Consider the following 21,878-nt stretch of genomic DNA (forward strand, 5'->3'; position numbering starts at 1 on the left):
TACGTCATTAATAACAACGGTGGAAAAGTCAAAGGGGCAGAGAAAGCGGATTGGGCTTAAATTTGATTCTTGGCTAGTAGGTTATAGCTTATGGTTCATAGCACATGGCTCTACCATTAGCCATGAACTATACGCTATCATCAAAGCTTTTCAAACAATAAACATCTAAAAATAAAATCAAAATGGCTTTAGAATTAACAGACGCGAATTTCCAGACGACGGTGCTGGATAGTGATAAACTGACAGTAGTGGATTTTTGGGCTGAGTGGTGCGGACCTTGTCGCGCTATCGGACCCGTTATTGAAGAACTGGCCAAGGAATACGATGGTAAAGTAAATGTGGGCAAAGTAAATGTTGACCATAATCCAAACCTGAGTGTGAATTATGGTATCACTTCTATCCCTGCGATCCTTTTCATTAAAGGCGGACAAATTGTAGACAAACAAATTGGTGCAGTTCCTAAATCTGTATTGGATAAAAAGATTCAGGCGCATATTTAAGCTGCAGCTATAAGCTTCAAGTTGATAGCTTATCAAATAAAAAAGCAACTGATCAAATTCAGTTGCTTTTTTATTATTCAATATATCTATTAGTTATACCTATTAGTGTGACATATTCTTGACTTCCGCAGGATTGTGTTTATGTCGGAAGAGTAACCCAAAGAAGATGGCGATGAATAATGCATAGATGGCAAAGACCATCCAGATGCCGGACCAATCTTTGCTACCATCAGGTAGCAGGTAATATCCGTCGATCATCCAGCCGCTCAGTACACTTCCCATGATAGCACCAAAACCATTGGTCATCATCATGAACAATCCTTGAGCTGAAGAACGTATTTCCGGATCGATCGAAGTTTCTACGAATAAAGAACCAGAAATATTGAAGAAGTCAAATGCCATACCATACACAATATTCGACAGGATGATCATCCAGAAGAATCCTTCCGGATTACCGAAAGAGAAAAGTCCAAATCTCAATACCCATGCAAACATGGAGATCAACATCACTTTTTTGATCCCGAATCTTTTCATAAAGAATGGGATCGCCAGAATAAAGAGTGTTTCAGATATCTGAGAGATCGAGATGATGATCGTTGAATATTCCACTACGAAAGAATCTTTATACTGCTCGATCTTTTCAAAATCCTTCAAATAAGTATCCCCATACATATTGGTCAGCTGTAAAGCAGCTCCCAGAAACATGGAGAACAAAAAGAAAATGGCCATCTTGTAATTACCCAGCAATTTGAAAGCTTTTAGGCCTAAGTTGTCCATCCAAGAACCAGCACCTCTTCCTTTGTTTTCAGGAGGGCATTTTGGCAAGAAGAAAGAATAGATACCCAGTACCACAGCGAATACCCCGGCGATATAAAATTGATTCGCATTAATAGCATGACCTGTAAAAGCCGCAATCTGTTCCCCAACAGCTTTACCGGCTTCCCATGGCGATTGTGGGTCACTGAGCAGATTGGTGGTCCACATAGCTGCAATAAAACCAATCGTCCCCCACACACGAATGGGAGGGAATACTTTTACGACATCCATTTGATTATCGATCAAAATTCTGTACGAAAGCGAGTTGGACAGTGAAATGGTTGGCATATAAAAACACATGCTCACCAAGAGTACCCAAAAGAATGTATTGGGCTCATCAATAAAAGGTAGTACAAACAATGTCAATCCATAAAGAATATGCAACAAAGCGTACAGCTTTTCAGCATTCATCCAACGGTCAGCTATGATACCAATCAGCGCCGGCATGATCAGGGAACCGAGTCCGAGGGTTGAAAAAACAGCACCAAATTGGGCACCTGTCCAGTTTTTAAACCCGAATCCATAAGACCCCAAAGTTGTGAGCCAGGCTCCCCAAACAAAAAACTGAAAAAAACTTAAAAAAGTCAGCCTGAGTTTAATTGACATAGATTATACAATTAGTGATGAACCATCTATCTGTTATGCTGTTTATTCAACAAGACCAACGAATCTATATAAAATTCATGAACTTTCGCATTTGGTGGTTTTATAGGGATTATAATCTTAAAAATTAGAAAGAGATTGCCACTGAGCGCACTGATATACACAGAAACGATTCAGTGATATTCTGTGCTTTCAGTGGCAACTATAATCGTATTTTTGCAGTCAAATTAAGTGAAGATGAGCGCACGAATTTCAGACCCCTTTATTTTGGTAGCAACACAGTCAGATTACGACTTAAAAAATATTGGAGAAAAGATCCTCAGAAAAGACCGTATCAGTTTTGAAGAGGGTGTTACCCTTTTTGAAAAAGGCTCATTATCCTATTTGGGTGCTTTAGCGAATTGGGTAAGAGAAGAAAAACATGGGCATAAGACCTATTTTAACCGAAACTTTCATATTGAGCCTACGAATGTTTGTGTGTTCTCTTGTAAGTTCTGCTCCTATTCCCGCTTATATGCACACCGTGAAGAAGGATGGGAACTGAGCATTGAACAAATGATGCATATCGTTAAGAGTTATGATGGCAAGCCTGTAACTGAAGTGCACATTGTTGGTGGCGTTCACCCCAAAATGAATTTGGATTTTTTCCTTGAATTATTGAGAACCATCAAAGCGCATCGTCCGGATCTACATGTCAAAGCCTTTACACCTGTTGAACTTGATTATATGTTCCGCAAAGCCAAGGTAAGTGTAGAAGAAGGAATGCGATTGGCGCATGAAGCGGGACTTGATTCTTTACCTGGAGGTGGTGCTGAGATCTTCCATCCTGAGATTCGTAAACAGATCTGTGAAGATAAAGTAGATGCTGATGGATGGTTACATATTCATAAAACAGCACACCAACTTGGTATGCATAGTAATGCCACTTTGCTGTATGGGCATATTGAACAATTCTGGCACCGTATCGATCATATGGAAAGATTACGCCAGTTACAGGATGAGACAGGTGGATTCAATACGTTTATCCCACTCAAATTCCGCAATAAGGACAACGACATGAGTCATATTCCTGAATCATCCGTTGTAGAAGATATGCGCATGTATGCTGTATCACGTTTGTACATGGATAACTTCCCTCATATCAAAGCTTATTGGCCAATGTTGGGCAGACAAAATGCGCAACTGACCTTATCGTTTGGTGTAAATGATATTGATGGTACCATTGATGATTCAACCAAGATCTACGCAATGGCCGGCAGTGAGGAACAAACCCCTACCATGTCTACTGAAGAATTGGTACGCCTGATCAAACAAGTGAACAGACAACCGGTGGAGAGAGGAACTTTGTATAATGAGATTAAAGATTATTCTGAATCTTTGATTCTTTGATCTGTGATTTCTTGATCTTTTCAAATCAAAAAATCACAGATCAAGAAATCAAACTTAGCACTCCGGCAAACTGATCGGTATATGAATGGCTAGTCCGCCATCTGCAGTTTCTTTGTATTTGCTGCTCATATCCAATGCAGTATCCCACATGGTTTTAATGACTTTATCCAAACTTACTTTTGCGTAATCAGGCGAGCTTTGAAGCGCTAGTTGTGAAGCAGTAATCGCTTTGATAGCACCCATTGTATTTCTTTCGATGCAGGGCACTTGTACCAATCCGCCGATCGGATCACAAGTCAGTCCAAGATGATGTTCCATTGCAATTTCAGCAGCCATCAGTGTCTGACGTTGGGTTCCACCCAATGATTCAGTGAGTGCAGCAGCCGCCATTGCAGAAGACACTCCGATCTCAGCCTGACAACCACCCATCGCTGCAGATATCGTAGCACCTTTTTTGAAAATACTACCGATCTCGGAAGCTGTGAGTAAGAAACGGATGATCTTTTCATCATCCAATCCATCACAAAAAGCAATGAAATATTGCAGCACTGCAGGAATTACGCCCGCAGCACCATTCGTAGGTGCTGTAACTACTCTGCCGAATGAGGCATTCTCTTCATTTACTGCCAACGCAAAGCAGCTGACCCAATCTAAAATATATTTAAAATCATGCCCACCTTTTCTGATCGCTTCAACCCACGATGTGTAGTCTGTGTAAGTATTTTGTTGGATAAGTTTTTTATTCAGATCAAATGCTCTTCTTCTTACTTGTAATCCACCCGGTAATTCACCTTTGGTATGACAGCCACGATAGATACAATCACGCATGGTATGCCAGATATTCAACACACCATTTCGAGTCACTTCTTCGGAGCGCCAGGCCTGCTCATTTTCCATCACAACTTCATGCACCGACATACCCGTTTTCATGCACCAGTGTAACAGGTCATCTGCTGTGTTAACCGGAAAAGGGAGATCAACAGTTTGTTGTGCATTTTTATCTTCACCCTCCTTCACAACAAATCCACCACCGATGGAATAATATGTTTCACTCCAATGTTCACCATTTTTCAATTCGATCAGAAAGGATAGTCCATTCGGATGAAAAGGCAATGTTTCCTGATGCAGGAATTGAAGATGATCAGGCAGGATAAAAGGGATATTCAAGGTTCCACCCAACAACAATTGCTGTGAGTTTTGTATGTGTTGTATTTTGGGTTGAATGCTATTGACATCGATTGTTACAGGATCTTCGCCGCATAACCCCAACATCACAGCAATATCAGTGCCGTGCCCCTTCCCTGTTTTGGCCAAAGAACCATATAACAATACCGTTACAGAAAGAACCTGATCCAATCCACCCTTTGCCCGAATGGTATCTACACAACGCATGGCAGCCCTCCATGGACCAAGTGTATGGGAACTGGAAGGTCCGACACCAATTTTGAACATATCAAATACCGAGATCGCTTCGTGTGGCATGCAAAAAAATTGTGCTTCAAATGTAAGACTTATAGTGATAGTCTATCCCATACAAGTATGCCGGTTGTGGGTAATATCCCAATATGGGCAAGAATCATTTCTATCGCATTCATTACATTTGAGTATGCGTCAATTCTTGTTATTCGGCCTTTGCATGATTGTATCTGCTACCAATGTGCAGTCCCAAAATTTATCCAATAACAAGATGGCTTTATTAGAACAGTTGATGCAAACAAAACCCGATCTATTCGGGCAAGTACTGCAGCATTCAAAAGATTGGATCGTACAGATCAGGTATACGCAAATAGATAGGGATCGAAAGAATAGACCTCAATTCAAAGATTACGATTTCAATCTTGATCCGGAGCAATATTTTTATCCTGCCAGTACCGTGAAAATGCCACTAGCATTTCTTGCATTTGAAAAGTTAAATGAATTGAATATTGCAGGAGTCGATCTTCATACAACGATGGTCACTGATAGTAATGATGCATCAAAATATATTGGCAAACAACTATCCGATGAATCTCTAGAACGCCCTTGTATTGCATTATTCATCCGAAAAATATTTTTAGTAAGCGACAATGATGCTTACAACAGATTGTACGAGTTTCTCGGACAGGAATACATCCATAAAAAGTTAACAGAAAAAGGGTATCCCAATGCAGTGATCAGACATTGGTTAAGTGTAAGCAGAACAGAGCTGCAAAACAGAACGACACATCCTGTATATTTTGTTGATCAAAATGGCAAAGTGTTACATGAGCAACCCTCCCTGAAGAGCCAAGTTGTTTTTCCTTCTTTTGAAAGCAGGTTGGGGAAAGGGTATATGTCCGGCAATACATTAATCCAAGAGCCTTTTAACTTCTCTGAAAAAAATCGCATTTACTTGAGTGATCTACATCGCATATTACAATCCGTGTTGTTTCCGGAGTCTTTTCCAAAAAGATCCAGATTTAAACTGAAAAAAAGCGACTATGATTTTCTGCATGCTGCTATGAGTTGTTTCCCTCCCGAAAGTAAATATCCTGTATATCCTAAGGAAGCTGTTTGGGATGCTTCTGTGAAATTTCTGCTTTATGGTGCAGCAAAGGGTGATCGGCCAAAGCATATTCGCATCTTTAATAAAATTGGGGGTGCTTATGGATTTCTTACAGACATCGCCTATATCGTTGACCAAGAGAATAAAGTTGAATTCATGCTGAGTGCCACCATACATTGCAACAGTGACGGGATTTTTAATGATGACCGTTATGAGTATGAGAGTATTGGATATCCTTTTCTCAGAGACCTTGGACAACTGATCTATGAACATGAGCTCAAAAGAAAGAAAAAGCGAATTCCGGAGCTGAGTAAATTCATTCTGACCTATTGATACAATCATAGTGAAAGCCTGCTAACCTTTATAGATACACAATTACTACACATTTTTTAACCAAAACAGGGCATTCTAGTTAAAACTTACAGGCGTTTGCATAGTTTTTACGAACTTTCGCTCGCAAAAAATTCATGTACAGATTTTAGTTAATGTAAAGCATCATGGAATTATCATCGCTTCTCAATCGTTTTAATGAACCGGAAACCCTTAAGATGGCCAAGCTTGGTCGTGAACTCAGAGCCAAAGGTATTGATGTCATTGATCTGAGTTTAGGTGAGCCTGATTTTGATACACCACAGCATATCAAAGATGCTGCTATCAAAGCCATCAACGATAACTGGAGTCACTATACTCCTGTTCCCGGTTTTCTGGATCTGAGAGAAGCAGTTTGCACCAAACTCAAACGTGATAATAATCTTGACTATGCTCCTGAAAATATCGTTACTTCCACAGGTGCGAAACAAAGTCTGGCCAATGCCATTTTAGCTTTGGTAGATGAAGGTGATGAAGTGATCATCCCCACCCCTTATTGGGTTACGTATTCAGAATTGGTAAAAATAGCCAGGGGTAAGGTAGTGGAGATCAGAACCAGTGTCGAAAATCATTTCAAAGCAACCGCTGCAGAAGTAGAAGCCGCTATTACTCCGAGAACTAAGGTATTCATGTTCTCATCACCATGTAATCCATCCGGCGCTGTGTATAACAAAGCAGAATTGGAATCATTGGCTGCAGTATTTCGCAAATATCCAAACATTGCGATCATCTCTGATGAGATCTATGAATATATCAATTTTGTAGGTAAACATGAGAGCATTGCACAGTTTGAAGATCTGAAAGACCGAGTTGTTTTGATCAATGGACTGAGTAAAGGTTTCGCAATGACCGGATGGCGTCTTGGATACATTGCTGCGAGTGCTCAGATCGCTAAAGCGTGTGAGAAATTACAAGGACAATTTACCAGTGGCACCAACTCAATCACACAGAAAGCAGCTGTAGCCGCATTGACCGGTGATCTTCGTCCATCTATGGAAATGACAGAAGAGTTTACAAGAAGAAGAGCAAGAACACTTCAACTCGTGAGTGAAATACCCGGATTCAAATGTTTTGAACCTGAAGGAGCTTTTTATGTGTTTCCGGATGTAAGTGCGTATTATGGTAAATCAGATGGAACAAATACCATTCAGAATGCGGCTGATTTAAGTATGTATATTCTCAACAACGCACATGTGTCTTCTGTAATGGGTGATGCATTCGGTGAACCAAAATGTGTGCGATTCTCTTTTGCGAATAGTATGGGGAATATTGAAAAAGCCTGGGGAAGAATCAAAGAAGCATTGGCAAAACTGAAATAAAAATCTGTGAATCTGTGGCATTCATAGTAGCCACAGATTCACAGATTAGATAATCTATTTTGAGGCGGTAGCAGTACCGCCTTTTTTACTGTCCACATTAACGGTATACTTCCCTCCTCCTTGTACGATCCACTTCACTGTCACCGTCCCTAAACCGGGAATATTCGATACTTCAATGGTTTGAGGATTGTTCTGTTGTTCTTTACTCAGGTTCAGATCTCTGTTCTCTACCTGCATACCACTGAGTATTTTACCGGAAGTAGTGAGCGTGATATAATCCGGACGTTCAATTTTATTTTTAGCATCCTGACTGCTGTGTGTAGGCATCAGCCTGCCATTATAGATCACTGCTGTTACTTCTTTCAATCCATCACCTAGATCTTTTTCGGTGATCTCAGACACTTCCAGTTTAGGCGTATGGAAGCAATGATAAATACTGAAAGCCATATTACGGTGTGCATCTGATTCCAGTAAAAATCCGGGGTGCGCACGACCAAAATTTTTCTTCATACCACCCACTTCAATTTTACCATATTGCGGATGATCATATTCTTTCCAAGAAACAAATGCATCTTGGAATAACAGATAACGATCAAAGCTATAACTGGTATTATCAAAAGGATCACGAGTAGCATCACGCATATACATCAGATAAGGAGTCCACAATTCATTCGAATACGTATAGATTCCTCTTCCTGCATAAAACCAATCCAACTCACCACCATAAGCCGAATACAGATCTTTGTACACAACCAGGTATTTATATCCCGGAATCAACTCCTCTCCTTTTTTTGCGATCGCATCATACACCGCAATATCCTGTGCATTGTAAGTACCGATATCTTCTTGTCCACCCGGACCCCGAAGAATCATACCTCCGGCATTATGGAATGATTGTGCTGCAGCGATGTTGGGATGTTTCATTACAAACTCCATCACCGCTCTATTCTCCGGCAAAGAGAATGGATATTTGTAAGCACCATTTTGAATATAGTTTGGCTGCCATCCCCAACCCCAATCACGGTTAGGATCATATTCAAAAGTGTAGCCATCTTCATTCACTCTTCCATCCCCATCATTATCGATACCTTCAATACCCAATAATTCATAATCGCCCTTTTCATCCGGACCAACCTGAATCATGTTACGAGGATCTTTAGGGTCCAATTTCCAACGACCATTAGGATTCTTTCTGCGCATCATGGTGATGTGCCCGTCATTATTGATATCATCATAACTGTCTTCATTCACTTGTCCATCCCCATCATTATCAACCGGGATCACACCAGAACGGGGTGAACTGCCGGTATTGGGTTTGTGCATATAGCTGTCTCTTGCATCCGGGTTGATGGTAGGAACGATATAGAATACTTTATCTTCTAATAATTCCTGAATGAATTTCGTATCGCCGAATGATTCAGTTAAGTACCATGCAGTATACAAAGCGAATTCAGCACCTTGAATTTCATTGGAGTGAATATTGCCATCGATATACATACCGGGCTTACGATCCGGATTCCCTTTTTTGAAATCAGTGATGGTCAAGCACCAGAGATCTCTGCCCTCGAATGATTTACCGATGGATTGTAGTTTAGCCAGATCCGGATAAGCAGCTGCGATCTTTTTACAGATCTCACTGATACCTGCATGATCATAATACCGATTCCAGGTAACAGTTACTTTGGGATTTACAGGTGAACCTGCAGCTTTGAATACCTGATCAGGCAATTGTGCATGAGCGGTCATACCGGTAATAAGCACCAGCAGACTTGCGAATATTTTTATACTAAAACGTTTCATAGTTGAATGATTTGTGATGATCAAAGAGTAACCTCAATAGATTTGCTGCCTGCTGTTGGACAACCGGCTTCAATAACCAACTTACCGGTTCCTTTGATGACCCAACTGAATGATTCCGACCCATTGGCATCAATACTATTCAGCAAGTGGATTTTTTTACCTCCCACTACTTCTTGTTTTCCTGAAGTTTGAACAGCTACTTTTACTTTCTTAATGAAATAACTTCTTTCTCCTAATTTACTATGCGTAGATAATCCACCCTTGTTCACCACATCCAAGCTAACTCTTGTCAATCCGTTTGCAAGTTTTTCTGTTTTCAAATTCACCACATCAATTTCAGGTTGATGTGAAGCAAGTTTCACCAAAAAGTCTGTATGTTTTTTTACAACAGGTTCCACTATTTTATAAGGTGGATTCATCATTGCATAAGGATCCACACCACCTACTTCTACTTTTTGTCCGGGGAAATCAGGGTGCTGGATGGTTTTCCATTCTGTGAATGCATTGGCGATGCCTTGTTGAGCTGCCCAGCGTAAATAATTAGCGGTTACATCTTCTACAGTGAATGCTTTTTCTTTTTTGGCTGTATCAGGTCTGGTCTTAGGTACCCACCAACCCGGTGTGCTAAAGCTGTAACGACCATAATGGAAGTAACCCCAAGAAAGAACATCTCCTCCTGTTGTGTTATTCCTCGGAGCATCTTTGGTTCCAGTAACTTTGTTGTACAAGTCACTTACCATACCATTGACTTTCGCATCAGGTTCTAACAAGCCTGCTACGATTCTTTGTGCAGCTGCCTGCGGATTGTATGCAATAGGATTTGAAAGATTATTGTTGCTGCCAAAACTTACCACTGCATACACATTGAATGCATCATACAGAAAATCAAGCATGGCTCTGGTTTCTTTTTCTGATGCGGGATAATCACCTGCTCCAGGAGCAAAAGTCTTATGATTATAAGTCAGGTTCTTATTAAAAGCAATACCTCCTTCTCCATCTTCATTGAACTGACCATCTTTATCATTATCGGTACCTTCTGATACTAATTTGTATTTACCTTTTTCACCTTTGCTAATATCTGCTTTGATCAGTACTCGGGCATCATCAGGATGTACTTTATAATCACCCGTTACAGACTCAATGCGTAGGAAAGTGATCTTACCATCACCATCGAGATCTTCCCATCCATCTTCATCGGTCTTACCATCGCGATCATCATCGGTAAGCGTAGCATTGCCTGTACGTCCTGTACGCAATTTGGAGAAGTATTGCTCCATCGCATCCGGACTCATATTCGGGAATACATAATAAGTAGTACGTGCCAATAAATTTTTGATACTGTCTGTTCCGGAAGCTTTCAGCAGTTGTTCTGCAAAGCCAATGGCTAATTCTGTTCCGAGAAGATGATTTCCCTCGACACCACCGATAACAGCGATCGCCGGTTTATTCTCTATTTTACCCGTGCCAATGGTCAATAGCCAAATGTCTTTCCCACCATTGGTTTTAGCGAGCGATCTAAGAGAACTTGTTTGAGGATAGGCTTTCACCAGGGCATTGAGCCTGCCGGCCTGTTCAGTGGCGTTGCTGTAATCCTGGGCAGATATGGTACCTGCTGCCCAGCACAACATTGCCGTAAGCATAAGTTTTCGCATGCAATTAAATTTTGGATTCTAAATATAGTGTAAACCCTGATTGATAAAACTCATTTTACTTGAATGGACGAAGCTCAACCGAATAGTATCTTTGCAATATGTCAGCGAACCCAAAACTGGAGATGTTTCATAATCGTTTATTGAAAGTGTATAAGCACAGACATAAGCAGGCAAAGCGCATGAATATCTCCTGCTACCGAGTATATGACCATGATCTTCCAGAATTTCCTTTTGCGATTGAGTTTTATGAAGACAGGATCTATCTGGCTGAGTACTTGCGAAGACATGGCATGACCGATGAAGAACATGATGCTTGGTTAGATACCTGTATTGAAGTGATCAGTGAGATCACAGGCATCAAGAAAGAGCATGTTTTTGTGAGACAACGAAAAAAAATGTCTCACCGAGATGAGCAGTATGAGAAGATCGACAGCAAAAAGGAATTCTTTACCGTTGAAGAGAATGGATTGAAGTTTTTGGTGAACCTGACCGACTATCTGGATACCGGCTTATTTCTTGATCACCGTACGACCCGACAAATGGCCAGGGATTTGGCTGCGGGAAAAAGGGTCTTGAATTTATTTTGTTATACCGGCTCTTTTTCGGTGTATACAGCCGCAGGTGGCGCAGCTACCGTTACTTCTGTTGACTTATCCAAAACCTATTTGAATTGGGCTGAAGATCATATGGTCATCAATCGTTTTAAGGATAAGGAGAAATATTTCTTTGTGCATGCAGATGTAAAGCAATATTTGAAAACACTAAAGCCCGAAAGTTTTGATCTGGTGATCATGGACCCACCCACTTTTAGCAATAGTAAGCGGATGAAGGACTTTCTGGATATTCAAAGAGATCATGTAGAACTCATCAATGATGTTTTAGCTGCCATGACCAAAGGAGGAACCCTTTTTTTCAGTACGAATTTTACTAAGTTCATATTGGCCGCCGAAGAGATCAAAGCCAGTGAGATAAAAGATATTACGAAAGCGACCACTCCTTTCGACTTTGAAGGCAAGCTCAAGCGTTGGTGTTACAGAATCACTAAATAACGAACAAACACGTTGCTATCTCAAGTATCTCTATCGGTATTTATACCTGTTTTTTAAGGTGCTTCCGGAAGTGATATCGAAAGAAAATAGTTTTGAGAAAACATGCAACATGTATACATACAGACCCTCCTCTTCATACAAGCCATATCATGAGGCGAGAGTGTTTTCTACCAGTGAATTATTATTTATGGAGATCAAAGCATTGATCTTGTTTGGTGAAACTGCCAAAGACTGGTGGAAGCGTTTAAGTCCAAATGAGAAGTATCAAATCCTCCATGCCAAAGACCACCTCACTGATGTCATCAAAATACATGGCAATAGCACAAAGATTCAGCAGGTATAAAAAAGCCCCGTTCCGAATCATCGGAACAGGGCTTGTATCGTTTTCAGTTCAGCTTATTTCACTTCTTCAAACTGTGCGTCTTCTACGGTATCATTTTTAGCATTACCGTTTGACTGATCTGCAGCACCTTGAGCAGCGTCTGCTCCGGGCTGTGCTCCGGCAGCTTGTTGTGCCTTGTAAATTTCTTCACTGGCAGCTGTCCAAGCAGTATTCATCTCAGCCATAGCAGCATCAATCGCAGGAATATCCTGGTTCTTATGCGCTTCTTTCAGTTTGGTGAGTGCTGCTTCGATCGGAGCTTTTTTATCTGCAGGGATCTTATCACCAAACTCTTTGAATTGCTTCTCGGTTTGGAAGATCAGACTATCTGCCTGATTCAGCTTCTCTACTTTTTCACGAGCTTCTTTATCTGCAGCTTCATTGGCTTTTGCTTCTGCTTTCATCTTTTCGATCTCTTCTTTGCTCAAGCCACTACCCGCTTCGATACGGATCTTCTGCTCTTTACCTGTTCCTTTATCTTTCGCACTTACATGCAGGATACCATTCGCATCAATATCAAATGTTACTTCGATCTGAGGAACACCTCTTGGCGCAGGTGGAATACCATCCAGATTAAAGATACCTAAACTCTTATTCTGATTTGCCATCGGACGCTCACCCTGCAGTACATGGATCTGTACACCCGGTTGATTATCGCTGGCTGTTGAGAACACTTCTGTTTTCTTGGTAGGAATGGTTGTATTTGAAGGGATCATGGTTGTCATAACACCACCCATGGTTTCAATACCCAATCCTAATGGAGTTACATCCAACAACAACACATCTTTTACTTCACCGGTCAATACCGCACCTTGAATTGCAGCACCTACAGCTACTACCTCATCCGGATTCACGCCACGGTTAGGTTTCTTTCCAAAGAATTTCTCTACGATTTCCTGAACTTTAGGAATACGTGTAGAACCACCTACGAGGATCACTTCATCAATTTGAGAAGTAGAATAACCGGCATCTTTTAAAGCTGCTTCACAAGGCTTCAAGCAACGTGCAAAAAGATTATCAGCCAAAGCTTCAAACTTAGCACGGGTAAGTTTCAATACCAGGTGTTTAGGAACACCATCCACCGCTGTGATATAAGGAAGATTGATCTCTGTTTCTGCAGAAGAACTCAATTCGATTTTTGCTTTTTCAGCAGCTTCTTTCAAACGCTGTAATGCCATCGGATCTTTACGCAGATCGATTGCTTCTTGTGTTTTGAATTCATCCGCTAACCAGTCCATGATCACTTTATCAAAGTCATCACCACCAAGGTGTGTATCACCGTTGGTAGATTTTACTTCAAAAACGCCATCACCCAATTCAAGAATAGAAATATCAAAAGTACCACCACCCAAGTCAAACACTGCGATCTTCTGATCCGCATTTTTCTTATCCAATCCATAAGCCAGTGCCGCAGCAGTAGGCTCATTCACAATTCGGCGCACATTCAATCCGGCGATCTCACCGGCTTCTTTGGTAGCCTGACGCTGTGCATCATTGAAATATGCAGGTACAGTGATCACTGCATCTGTCACTTCCTGTCCAAGATAATCTTCAGCGGTTTTCTTCATTTTCTGAAGCACCATCGCTGAGATTTCCTGAGGGGTATATAAACGATCATCGATCGCAACACGAACGGTATTATTGTCACCTTTCGCTACTTTATAACTCCAATGACTGATCTCTTCGGTCACTTCGTCGTGACGACGACCCATAAAACGCTTCACACTGGTAATGGTGTTCTGCGGATTGGTAATGGCCTGACGTTTGGCAGGATCCCCTACTTTACGCTCTCCGTTTTTCAGGAAAGCCACTACGGAAGGAGTTGTTCTACGACCTTCATCGTTTGCAATCACTACCGGCTCGTTACCTTCCATAACGGCCACACAACTATTCGTTGTTCCAAGGTCAATGCCTATTATTTTGCCCATAACTATTGATTTCAGGTGAATAATCGGCTTTCTATTGTCAATCATTATGCCACGACAGGAATAAGTGAAAAAATGTCAGAATATGGCATTCCCCCCTGTTGTCATTACCGAAATCCCTACAAATCAATGCGTTTCTGACAGTAACATATGTAAAAATGAGCGTCAGGCATCTCAAATGAGAGAAAACCTTAGTTTTAAGTATGCGAATCAAATGGACGGCTTTTTTATCCTTGGTGATATCCTTTTTTTCAGTCTCGGCTCAGGATCTCCCTTTGATCACACCGAAAAAAGGGCTCTTGATCAATAGCTCAGCTCGAATAAGCCCCGGATTGTACCAATTGAGTACCTCAGAAGATCAGGCGCTGATCGAAATTACCGGGAATGACATTCAACTAGACTTTACAGGTGTTGTGCTAAAAGGAAATACAGACGAGCAGCGACCGGATGAATTTACAGGAATCGCCATCAAGATCATGCCGGGCTCCAGGAATATACAGATCCGAAACGCTCGTATCAATGGATATAAAATCGCCATATTGGCCGATAGTGTTACAGGTCTTTCCATTCAGCAATGCGATCTGAGCTTTAATTACAGACAACAGTTAAAAAGCAATCTTGACAGAGAAGATATCAGTGACTGGATGAGTTATCACAAAAATGATCATAATGAATGGATCCGTTATGGCGCAGGTATTTACTTACGCAAATGCAATAATGCAAAGATCATTGGCAATACGGTCACGAACGGACAATGCGGATTCATGATGACGTTATCGGATAGTGTAACAGTTGCTGACAACAATTTCTCGTTCAATTCAGGGGTTGGTATTGGTTTATACAGAAGTAGTCATAATCTGATCTATCATAACCGGGTAGATTGGAATGTGAGGGGGTATAGCCATGGTAAATACAAAAGAGGGCAAGACAGTGCCGGCTTTTTGGTTTTTGAACAATGTAACCACAACATATTCGCCTTTAACAGCGCTACACATAGTGGCGATGGTTTTTTTCTTTGGGCCGGACAGCATACTATGGACACGGGTGAAGGCGGCTGCAATGACAATTTTGTATACGGCAATGATTTTTCTTATGCGCCCACAAACGGTGTGGAAGTTACTTTCAGTCGCAACTTGATCATGAAAAATGTGATACGTGATTGCGACCATGGTATTTGGGGTGGCTATAGCTACGAAAGTGATTTTACAGATAATGATTTTGCCTTCAATAGAATCGGCATTGCAATTGAGCATGGCCAAAACAACAACATTGCACTCAACCGTTTTTTATATGACAAAACGGCCATCAAACTATGGTCGAGGGAAAAACAGCCATCCGACTGGAAATATGCACAGGTAAGAGATACAAGAAGTATGAACTATTGGATCGCAGTGAATCAGTTTACGGCAACTGAGACCGTATATGATATTATGGGAACCGATACCGTAGCATTCAGTGGTAATTTGAAAATGGCACATACCAACGGTCTGAAGCTGGGCGACAGAACCCATGATATTGATACTTCCAGAGAGGATGATCCACTTGATATGGATTATGTTCCGGATGAAAGACTCAAAAAAGTTCCTGCAACCAAAAGACCGGAGAGTGAGTTCCCCAAAGGAAAAGACAATATCCGTATCACACAATGGGGGCCTTATAATTTTGAATATCCTTTATTATGGCTGAAGAAAATTGATAGTGCAGGACGCTATCATTTTGAAGTACTGGCTCCATCAGGCAACTGGAAAGTGAATGGATCATTAGGATTTGAGATCACAGATAAAGGTGTGGACAGTTTCCCATCATATCTGATTGCAAAACCAAGCGCTGACGCTGCTTTCAAAGAGATCAGACTTGAATACATGGGAGATGTATTTATTGATCAGTTTGGGAAAGCAGGTGGTAATGGCAGTTCATTTGGATACGAGCTATACCAGCCCAAACAAAATTGGGATATACAATGGTTTTCATGGAATGAAGCGACCGATCCGTTAACAAAAGAAGATGCATTTATGCAACTGCTTAGCTCCACTCCCATTCATCAAAGTACTTATGATCAATTAGACTTTACCTGGTGGGGAACCATCGGAAAAAATTTACCTGCAGATTCATTTGCAACCGTAGCAACTACCCATATTGAAACAGAAGCAGGTTTTTATGATATCGGTATCACAGCTGATGATTATGTAAAAGTGTATGTAGATGGAAAACTATTCATCGATGCATGGGACCCCAAATACACAACATTGGATGAACTGACCCATCAAAGAAAATTATTGGAATTGAGCAAGGGGATACACGAATTCAAAGTGATACATGCAGAAAGAACAGGCATTGCTACATTGATGTTTTATATCCACCCTATAAAAAAACAAGAAAATAAAATCATGTTTCAGCAAAAGATCACTAGCTACTAGCTTTGAACGTAAAGTTCTTTTGAGAGAAATAGCTAAAAGCCACCACAAAAAAAGTAGTGATGATCTTGGAAATCGTGGGATACCATCCGAAGACTTCTACAAACAGTTTCAAAAAAACATAGTTCAGTAGTAGACATCCAAGTACTACCAGGAAATATTTACTGATCTGCTTTCTTTTAGCAACTGATGTTTCCTGAAATACCACATAACGGCTCAGGTAAAATCCTACCGGAAATGTGATCATAAAAGCTGCCAAAAAAGCGGCGATATGCGCACTTACTGATATAAAAGACAGATGAATGATCTGTTTATCAAATACATAATTGTATGCCAGAAAGAAAAGTGTGATATCCAAAGAGGTATTGAACCCGCCACAGGCTGCATAACGATAGGTCTGCAATGGCATGAACCTTCGAAAAAGCGGATAGAAAAAATCAACCACGGAAAGGATCAGCGTCCGGATATGTTCGTGCAAGTTTCGCATGAAGCCGCTAAGGTAGGCCTTAATTAATTACTTTTGCGCCCGAAACCATTATGAATATGAGTGTTGTAGAACAGATCAAATCAGCAGCAGCTACCACGATCACAGAGTTGTATCAAATACAGATACAACCTGCCGATATACTGGTGAATGCTACCAAACCGGAATTTGAAGGTGATTATACGGTCGTACTTTTTGCATTGGTCAAACAACTTAAAAAGTCACCCGATGCTTTAGGTGAAGAGATTGGCAAAGCAATGCTCGAAAAATTTCCCCTGTTATTCAGCAACTATAATATCATCAAAGGTTTTTTGAATCTTTCAGTTACAGACGCTTATTGGTTTCAGTTCTTATCAGAGCAGCATACGAATCCAACATTTGGTTTCAACACTGTTAAGCATGAAAAGGTAATGGTTGAGTATTCTTCACCCAACACCAATAAACCCCTGCATTTAGGTCATTTACGTAACAATTTTTTAGGATGGAGTATTGCTGAGATATTAAAGGCCACCGGTCATGATGTTGTTAAAACCTGTATCGTAAACGACCGTGGTGTGCATATATGTAAAAGCATGATTGCTTGGCAACGATTTGCCAATGGTGCAACTCCTGCCAGTACCGGTATGAAAGGTGATCATTTTGTGGGTGATTATTATGTAAAATTCAATGACGCCTATAAAAAAGAAATGGATGAACTGGTTGCTTCAGGTATGACGAAAGAACAGGCTGAAAAAGAAGCACCCATCATGAAAGATACCCAACAAATGCTGATCGATTGGGAAGCAGGCAAGCCTGAAGTGATGGAATTGTGGCGCACCATGAATGGCTGGGTATATGAGGGTTTCAACCAAACCTATCAACGAATCGGAAGTGATTTTGACAAGACCTATTATGAAAGCAATACCTACCTGCTTGGAAAAGATCTGGTAGAAACGGGATTGACCAAAGACGTGTTTTTTCAAAAAGAAGATGGCAGTGTATGGATCGATCTGACAGCTGATGGACTCGATGAAAAACTGGTTCGAAGAAAAGATGGCACATCGGTATATATCACACAGGATATTGGATTGGCTGAGCAAAAACAAAAGGAGTTCAATGCACAGCAAAGTATCTATGTGGTGGGTGATGAACAGAATTATCATTTTAAGGTATTGAAACTGATCTGTCAGAAATTACAGCTGCCTTCTGCAGATGGTATTTATCATTTGAGTTATGGAATGGTAGAATTACCATCAGGTAAAATGAAAAGTCGTGAAGGAACGGTTGTGGATGCTGATGATCTGGTGGAGGAAATGGTAAATATTGCGCGACAAAAAACGGAAGAACTCGGGAAGGTAAAAGATTTCACAGCGGAAGAATTGAAAGAACTCTATGATATCATTGGACTGGGGGCGCTTAAATTTTTCCTCCTGCGTGTAGACCCCAAAAAGAAAATGATCTTTAATCCGGAAGAAAGCATCGATTTCCATGGATTTACGGGTCCGTTTATTCAATACACCCATGCGCGTATCAAGAGCATCCTGAGAAAAAATACTGCAGCCCATGATTCATGGTCCATGGTCCATGGACTACTTCCTCTGGAAAAAGAACTCCTCCTCACCCTCGAGCAGTTCCCAACCGTACTGAATGAAGCTGCCTCTGAACATGATCCTTCAAAAGTGGCGATCTATGTATTCAATTTGGCGAAAACCTTCAATTCATTTTATACGGAACATTCGATTGCCAATGCGGAGAATGAGGAGAAAAAAAGATTGAGACTGGCTTTATCGCAACTAACAGCACTGACCTTGAAAAATGGAATGTCTGTACTGGGTATCAGAGTACCGGAGCGGATGTAATTAGGACTTTAAAAATCTTGAGTTCTAAGCCATATCATTTCCTGAATCACTGTATATTTGCCGTCCCAAAGAATGCGGAGGTGGCGAAATTGGTAGACGCACTACTTTGAGGTGGTAGCGCCTTTTACCGGGCGTGGGAGTTCGAATCTCCTCTTCCGCACTAAACCCAGATATAATTTCTGGGTTTTTTATTGTTCTTACATTATTCTTTCGGAAGAGTATGGGATTATTGTGCTTCTCTTAGCTGAATGGTTGTATGCTTTACTTTGAGCTGATAGTCCCCACGGTACCGTGGGGATGGGAGTTCGAATCTCCTCTTCCGCACTATCCCATTTAAGATGTCAGGAATTAAAACTCAAAGCAGCTTAAATGGAATTTTTATTTTGTAGCTTCATTTAAAACTTGAAAAAAGTATCATAATGGCTGACTTTATCATACACTGTCCTAATTGTAACCACCAATTCGATCCCGGAGATTCTATGCGAGATGAGATCGAAAAAGAGCTACGTGCCAAAGTGATCGATTGGCAGAAGAAAAAAGACGAGGAATTCAAACAGAAAGAGTTGGTCTTTCAGCAACAGCTTCAACAAAAAGAAGAAGAAGCCAATAAAAAATTGGCCGCAGAAAAAAAGAAACTCGAAGAAGAATTACGTGAATCGCTTCGAAAGAACATTGTTGCTGATTTTGAGAACCAGTTAAAAATGCTTCAGGAAGCAGATAAAGAAAAGGAAGAAAAGCTCAAAGAAGCCCGTAAAAAGGAACTGGAATTCTTACAAAAAGAGCAAGCACTCAAAACCAAAGAAGAAGAATTAGAACTTTCATTACAAAGACAACTCATAGAAGAAAGAGAAAAACTCAAAGAGCAATTAGCGAAAGAGGAAGCTGAGAAACTTAGCATCAAAGAACAGGAATACCAGCTTCGCATGAAAGAAATGGAGAAGCAGATCGAAGACCAGAAAAAACTGGTGGAAGAAATGCGCCGTAAGTCAGAGCAAGGAAGTATGCAACTCCAGGGTGAAGTGCAGGAACTGATGTTGGAATCCTTATTACAAACCACTTTCCCTTTTGATAAAATTGAAGAAGTAGGAAAAGGCGTTCGCGGAGCTGATTGTATTCAAACTGTCAGAAATCAATTTGGCAATGAGGCAGGAAAGATCATCTATGAAAGTAAACGTACCAAAGATTTTGCAATCGACTGGATCGAAAAATTAAAAACAGATATGCGTAATCTGGGTGCAGATGTAGCCGTGATCGTTACACAAACCCTTCCCAAAGATATGGATCGCTTTGGTGAAAAAGATGGTGTATATATCTGCACATTCAACGAAGTAAGAAGTGTAGCCTTGTTGTTGAGAAATGCATTGCTAAAAATTGCAGATGCTAAAAAAAGTCAGGAAAACAAAGGCGATAAAATGGTGATGTTATACGACTATCTGATCGGTTCAGAATTCAGTGAACAATGGAAAGCCATCAGAGAAGGTTTTATGACCATGAAACTGAGCATTCAGAAAGAAAGAGATGCCATGGAAAAACTTTGGAAAGCCAGAGAAAAACAATTGGAAAAAGTACTACTGAATGCTGCACATATCAAAGGTTCTATTGAAGGAATCGCAGGAGCGGATGCTGTGAACCTTAATTTATTGGAAGACAATGACCCCTTGATTCTTGAATAACTTATTCGGACATATCAGTAAGACCGGAGAAGCAGAAAAACCTTCTAAAAAGAAACCCATCTTTCCGGTCAATGATGAGTTGAGAAAATACCTTACCCAGTACAGTCGTGAAGTAAAATTGCCTGTGAGTTATAAAGATTTACAGCGGTATACCTATTCTGTTCCGTTGAAAGACAGACAAGGGAACGACACATCATGGGAGAAGGTTTCTTATGATATGCATGAATGGAATTACCTCCGTGAAAATCTGGTACGTATCTATGCCATTCTGAAAACGGAAGGTGACATGAGCTATATCAATCACCTGGATGTGGCAAGAATTGATTTTTGTTATTTCGGGAATAGTCAGCCATTTCGTATTCGCATTGTAAATAAGTTCAATGATAATTACGATCATTATTATATTAAACAAGCAGATGCGAGCAGGGTTTATGGATTAGAATTGGAACACCTCCTCTCTCCTAACCGCATGACCTATTTTACAGATCGAGATACTTTAATTGAAGAACATATCCCGGGCATACCTGGAGATATTTTCATCACTGATCATCTACACAGCAACAATACGAATCTCATTCGACTTGCAAAAGAGTTTGTAAAATTCAATGAGCGATGTTTTGTGCAATTACTGGGAGATATGCGTTCTTACAATTTCGTAGTGAACATCATTCCGGACATTGAAGATTTTCAATACCGTATTCGTGCTATTGACTTTGATCAACAATCTTATGAAGGCAGAAAAAATTTATACTTGCCGCAATTTTTCAAAGAGAATCGTGCATTAGTGGATATAGTCTTAAAACACCTTAATACTGATTCTATTGCACAGTATCAAGCAGAAGAAAGGACCATGATGACATATCGATTGGTGTCTTCAAGATATCGCATCAAAGAACTACTGGACATCATGAGTAAGGATACTATATCAACACCAGAAAAATTATTGCAGTTAAAGACGGAATTATCTTTTCACTTCAAAGCGGGTGCTTCATTTTCGAAAGCCCGCACGATGGGGCAATTGGTCAAAAGACAATTGAAACAGACATTACAGAATAACTTATTACTGATTCCCAAAACGAAAAGCAGATTTGATGATTAAAGGAACGGAGATCATCAAGAAAAACCTGTCCCATCATTCAAT

Annotated in this window: 16 protein-coding genes and 1 tRNA gene; 11 read left to right on the forward strand and 6 right to left on the reverse strand. The window is 40.6% G+C overall.

Going from position 1 to position 21,878, the window contains the following annotated elements:
- The first annotated feature begins 182 nt into the window (after positions 1-182).
- Positions 183-500 carry a thioredoxin gene (gene trxA, locus ABXG83_RS04025; protein ID WP_353550204.1) on the forward strand — a complete coding sequence of 106 codons (318 nt, stop codon included), beginning with the start codon at positions 183-185 and terminating at the stop codon, positions 498-500.
- Between the two features lie 102 nt (positions 501-602).
- Here trxA and ABXG83_RS04030 read toward each other — a convergent pair whose 3' ends face one another.
- Positions 603-1,922 (reverse strand): nucleoside permease, encoded by a 1,320-nt coding sequence (locus tag ABXG83_RS04030; RefSeq protein WP_353550205.1) that lies wholly within the window; start codon positions 1,920-1,922, stop codon positions 603-605.
- A 234-nt stretch (positions 1,923-2,156) separates the two neighbouring features.
- Here ABXG83_RS04030 and mqnE point away from each other — a divergent pair, with 234 nt between their 5' ends.
- Entirely contained in the window at positions 2,157-3,308 is a 1,152-nt protein-coding gene (gene mqnE, locus ABXG83_RS04035) for an aminofutalosine synthase MqnE (RefSeq protein WP_353550206.1), read from the forward strand.
- Positions 3,309-3,362: 54 nt separating this feature from the next.
- Here mqnE and ABXG83_RS04040 read toward each other — a convergent pair whose 3' ends face one another.
- Positions 3,363-4,790 carry an L-serine ammonia-lyase gene (locus ABXG83_RS04040; RefSeq protein ID WP_353550207.1) on the reverse strand — a complete coding sequence of 476 codons (1,428 nt, stop codon included), beginning with the start codon at positions 4,788-4,790 and terminating at the stop codon, positions 3,363-3,365.
- A gap of 124 nt (positions 4,791-4,914) precedes the next feature.
- On the opposite strand from ABXG83_RS04040, the gene ABXG83_RS04045 reads away from it, so the two are divergent.
- Complete coding sequence (locus ABXG83_RS04045; RefSeq protein ID WP_353550208.1) at positions 4,915-6,165, forward strand: serine hydrolase; 1,251 nt, start codon at positions 4,915-4,917, stop codon at positions 6,163-6,165.
- Positions 6,166-6,329: 164 nt separating this feature from the next.
- The gene (locus ABXG83_RS04050) at positions 6,330-7,520 is read left to right on the forward strand and encodes a pyridoxal phosphate-dependent aminotransferase (RefSeq protein WP_353550209.1); all 1,191 of its coding nucleotides are present in this window, start codon (positions 6,330-6,332) and stop codon (positions 7,518-7,520) included.
- A gap of 54 nt (positions 7,521-7,574) precedes the next feature.
- On the opposite strand, the gene ABXG83_RS04055 is transcribed toward ABXG83_RS04050, so the two are convergent.
- Positions 7,575-9,320 (reverse strand): M14 family metallopeptidase, encoded by a 1,746-nt coding sequence (locus ABXG83_RS04055; protein WP_353550210.1) that lies wholly within the window; start codon positions 9,318-9,320, stop codon positions 7,575-7,577.
- A gap of 20 nt (positions 9,321-9,340) precedes the next feature.
- Complete coding sequence (locus tag ABXG83_RS04060) at positions 9,341-10,972, reverse strand: M14 family metallopeptidase (RefSeq protein WP_353550211.1); 1,632 nt, start codon at positions 10,970-10,972, stop codon at positions 9,341-9,343.
- 98 nt (positions 10,973-11,070) lie between these two features.
- Here ABXG83_RS04060 and ABXG83_RS04065 point away from each other — a divergent pair, with 98 nt between their 5' ends.
- Entirely contained in the window at positions 11,071-12,021 is a 951-nt protein-coding gene (locus ABXG83_RS04065) for a class I SAM-dependent methyltransferase (RefSeq protein WP_353550212.1), read from the forward strand.
- Positions 12,022-12,130: 109 nt separating this feature from the next.
- Positions 12,131-12,364, forward strand: a complete 234-nt coding sequence (locus tag ABXG83_RS04070) for a hypothetical protein (RefSeq protein WP_353550213.1) — start codon at positions 12,131-12,133, stop codon at positions 12,362-12,364.
- 53 nt (positions 12,365-12,417) lie between these two features.
- Here the strand turns inward: ABXG83_RS04070 and dnaK are convergent, their stop codons facing one another.
- Positions 12,418-14,331, reverse strand: a complete 1,914-nt coding sequence (gene dnaK, locus ABXG83_RS04075) for a molecular chaperone DnaK (protein ID WP_353550214.1) — start codon at positions 14,329-14,331, stop codon at positions 12,418-12,420.
- A gap of 200 nt (positions 14,332-14,531) precedes the next feature.
- Here dnaK and ABXG83_RS04080 point away from each other — a divergent pair, with 200 nt between their 5' ends.
- Positions 14,532-16,745, forward strand: a complete 2,214-nt coding sequence (locus ABXG83_RS04080) for a right-handed parallel beta-helix repeat-containing protein (RefSeq protein WP_353550215.1) — start codon at positions 14,532-14,534, stop codon at positions 16,743-16,745.
- On the opposite strand, the gene ABXG83_RS04085 is transcribed toward ABXG83_RS04080, so the two are convergent.
- Entirely contained in the window at positions 16,735-17,229 is a 495-nt protein-coding gene (locus tag ABXG83_RS04085) for a GtrA family protein (protein ID WP_353550216.1), read from the reverse strand. The two genes, ABXG83_RS04080 and ABXG83_RS04085, sit on opposite strands and share 11 nt — an antisense overlap.
- A gap of 56 nt (positions 17,230-17,285) precedes the next feature.
- Here ABXG83_RS04085 and argS point away from each other — a divergent pair, with 56 nt between their 5' ends.
- From argS to ABXG83_RS04105, 4 genes are all read left to right on the forward strand, one after another.
- Entirely contained in the window at positions 17,286-19,064 is a 1,779-nt protein-coding gene (argS, locus tag ABXG83_RS04090) for an arginine--tRNA ligase (RefSeq protein ID WP_353550217.1), read from the forward strand.
- A 74-nt stretch (positions 19,065-19,138) separates the two neighbouring features.
- Positions 19,139-19,224 (forward strand) — tRNA-Leu (locus tag ABXG83_RS04095).
- A 259-nt stretch (positions 19,225-19,483) separates the two neighbouring features.
- Positions 19,484-20,737 carry a DUF2130 domain-containing protein gene (locus ABXG83_RS04100; RefSeq protein WP_353550218.1) on the forward strand — a complete coding sequence of 418 codons (1,254 nt, stop codon included), beginning with the start codon at positions 19,484-19,486 and terminating at the stop codon, positions 20,735-20,737.
- On the forward strand, positions 20,730-21,836 hold the full coding sequence (locus tag ABXG83_RS04105) for a hypothetical protein (protein WP_353550219.1): 1,107 nt from the start codon (positions 20,730-20,732) through the stop codon (positions 21,834-21,836). Before ABXG83_RS04100 ends, ABXG83_RS04105 begins: the two co-directional genes overlap by 8 nt.
- Positions 21,837-21,878: the final 42 nt, after the last annotated feature.

The sequence above is a fragment of the Sediminibacterium sp. KACHI17 genome, from assembly GCF_040362915.1.
In the GTDB taxonomy this organism is placed as follows: Bacteria; Bacteroidota; Bacteroidia; order Chitinophagales; family Chitinophagaceae; genus Sediminibacterium.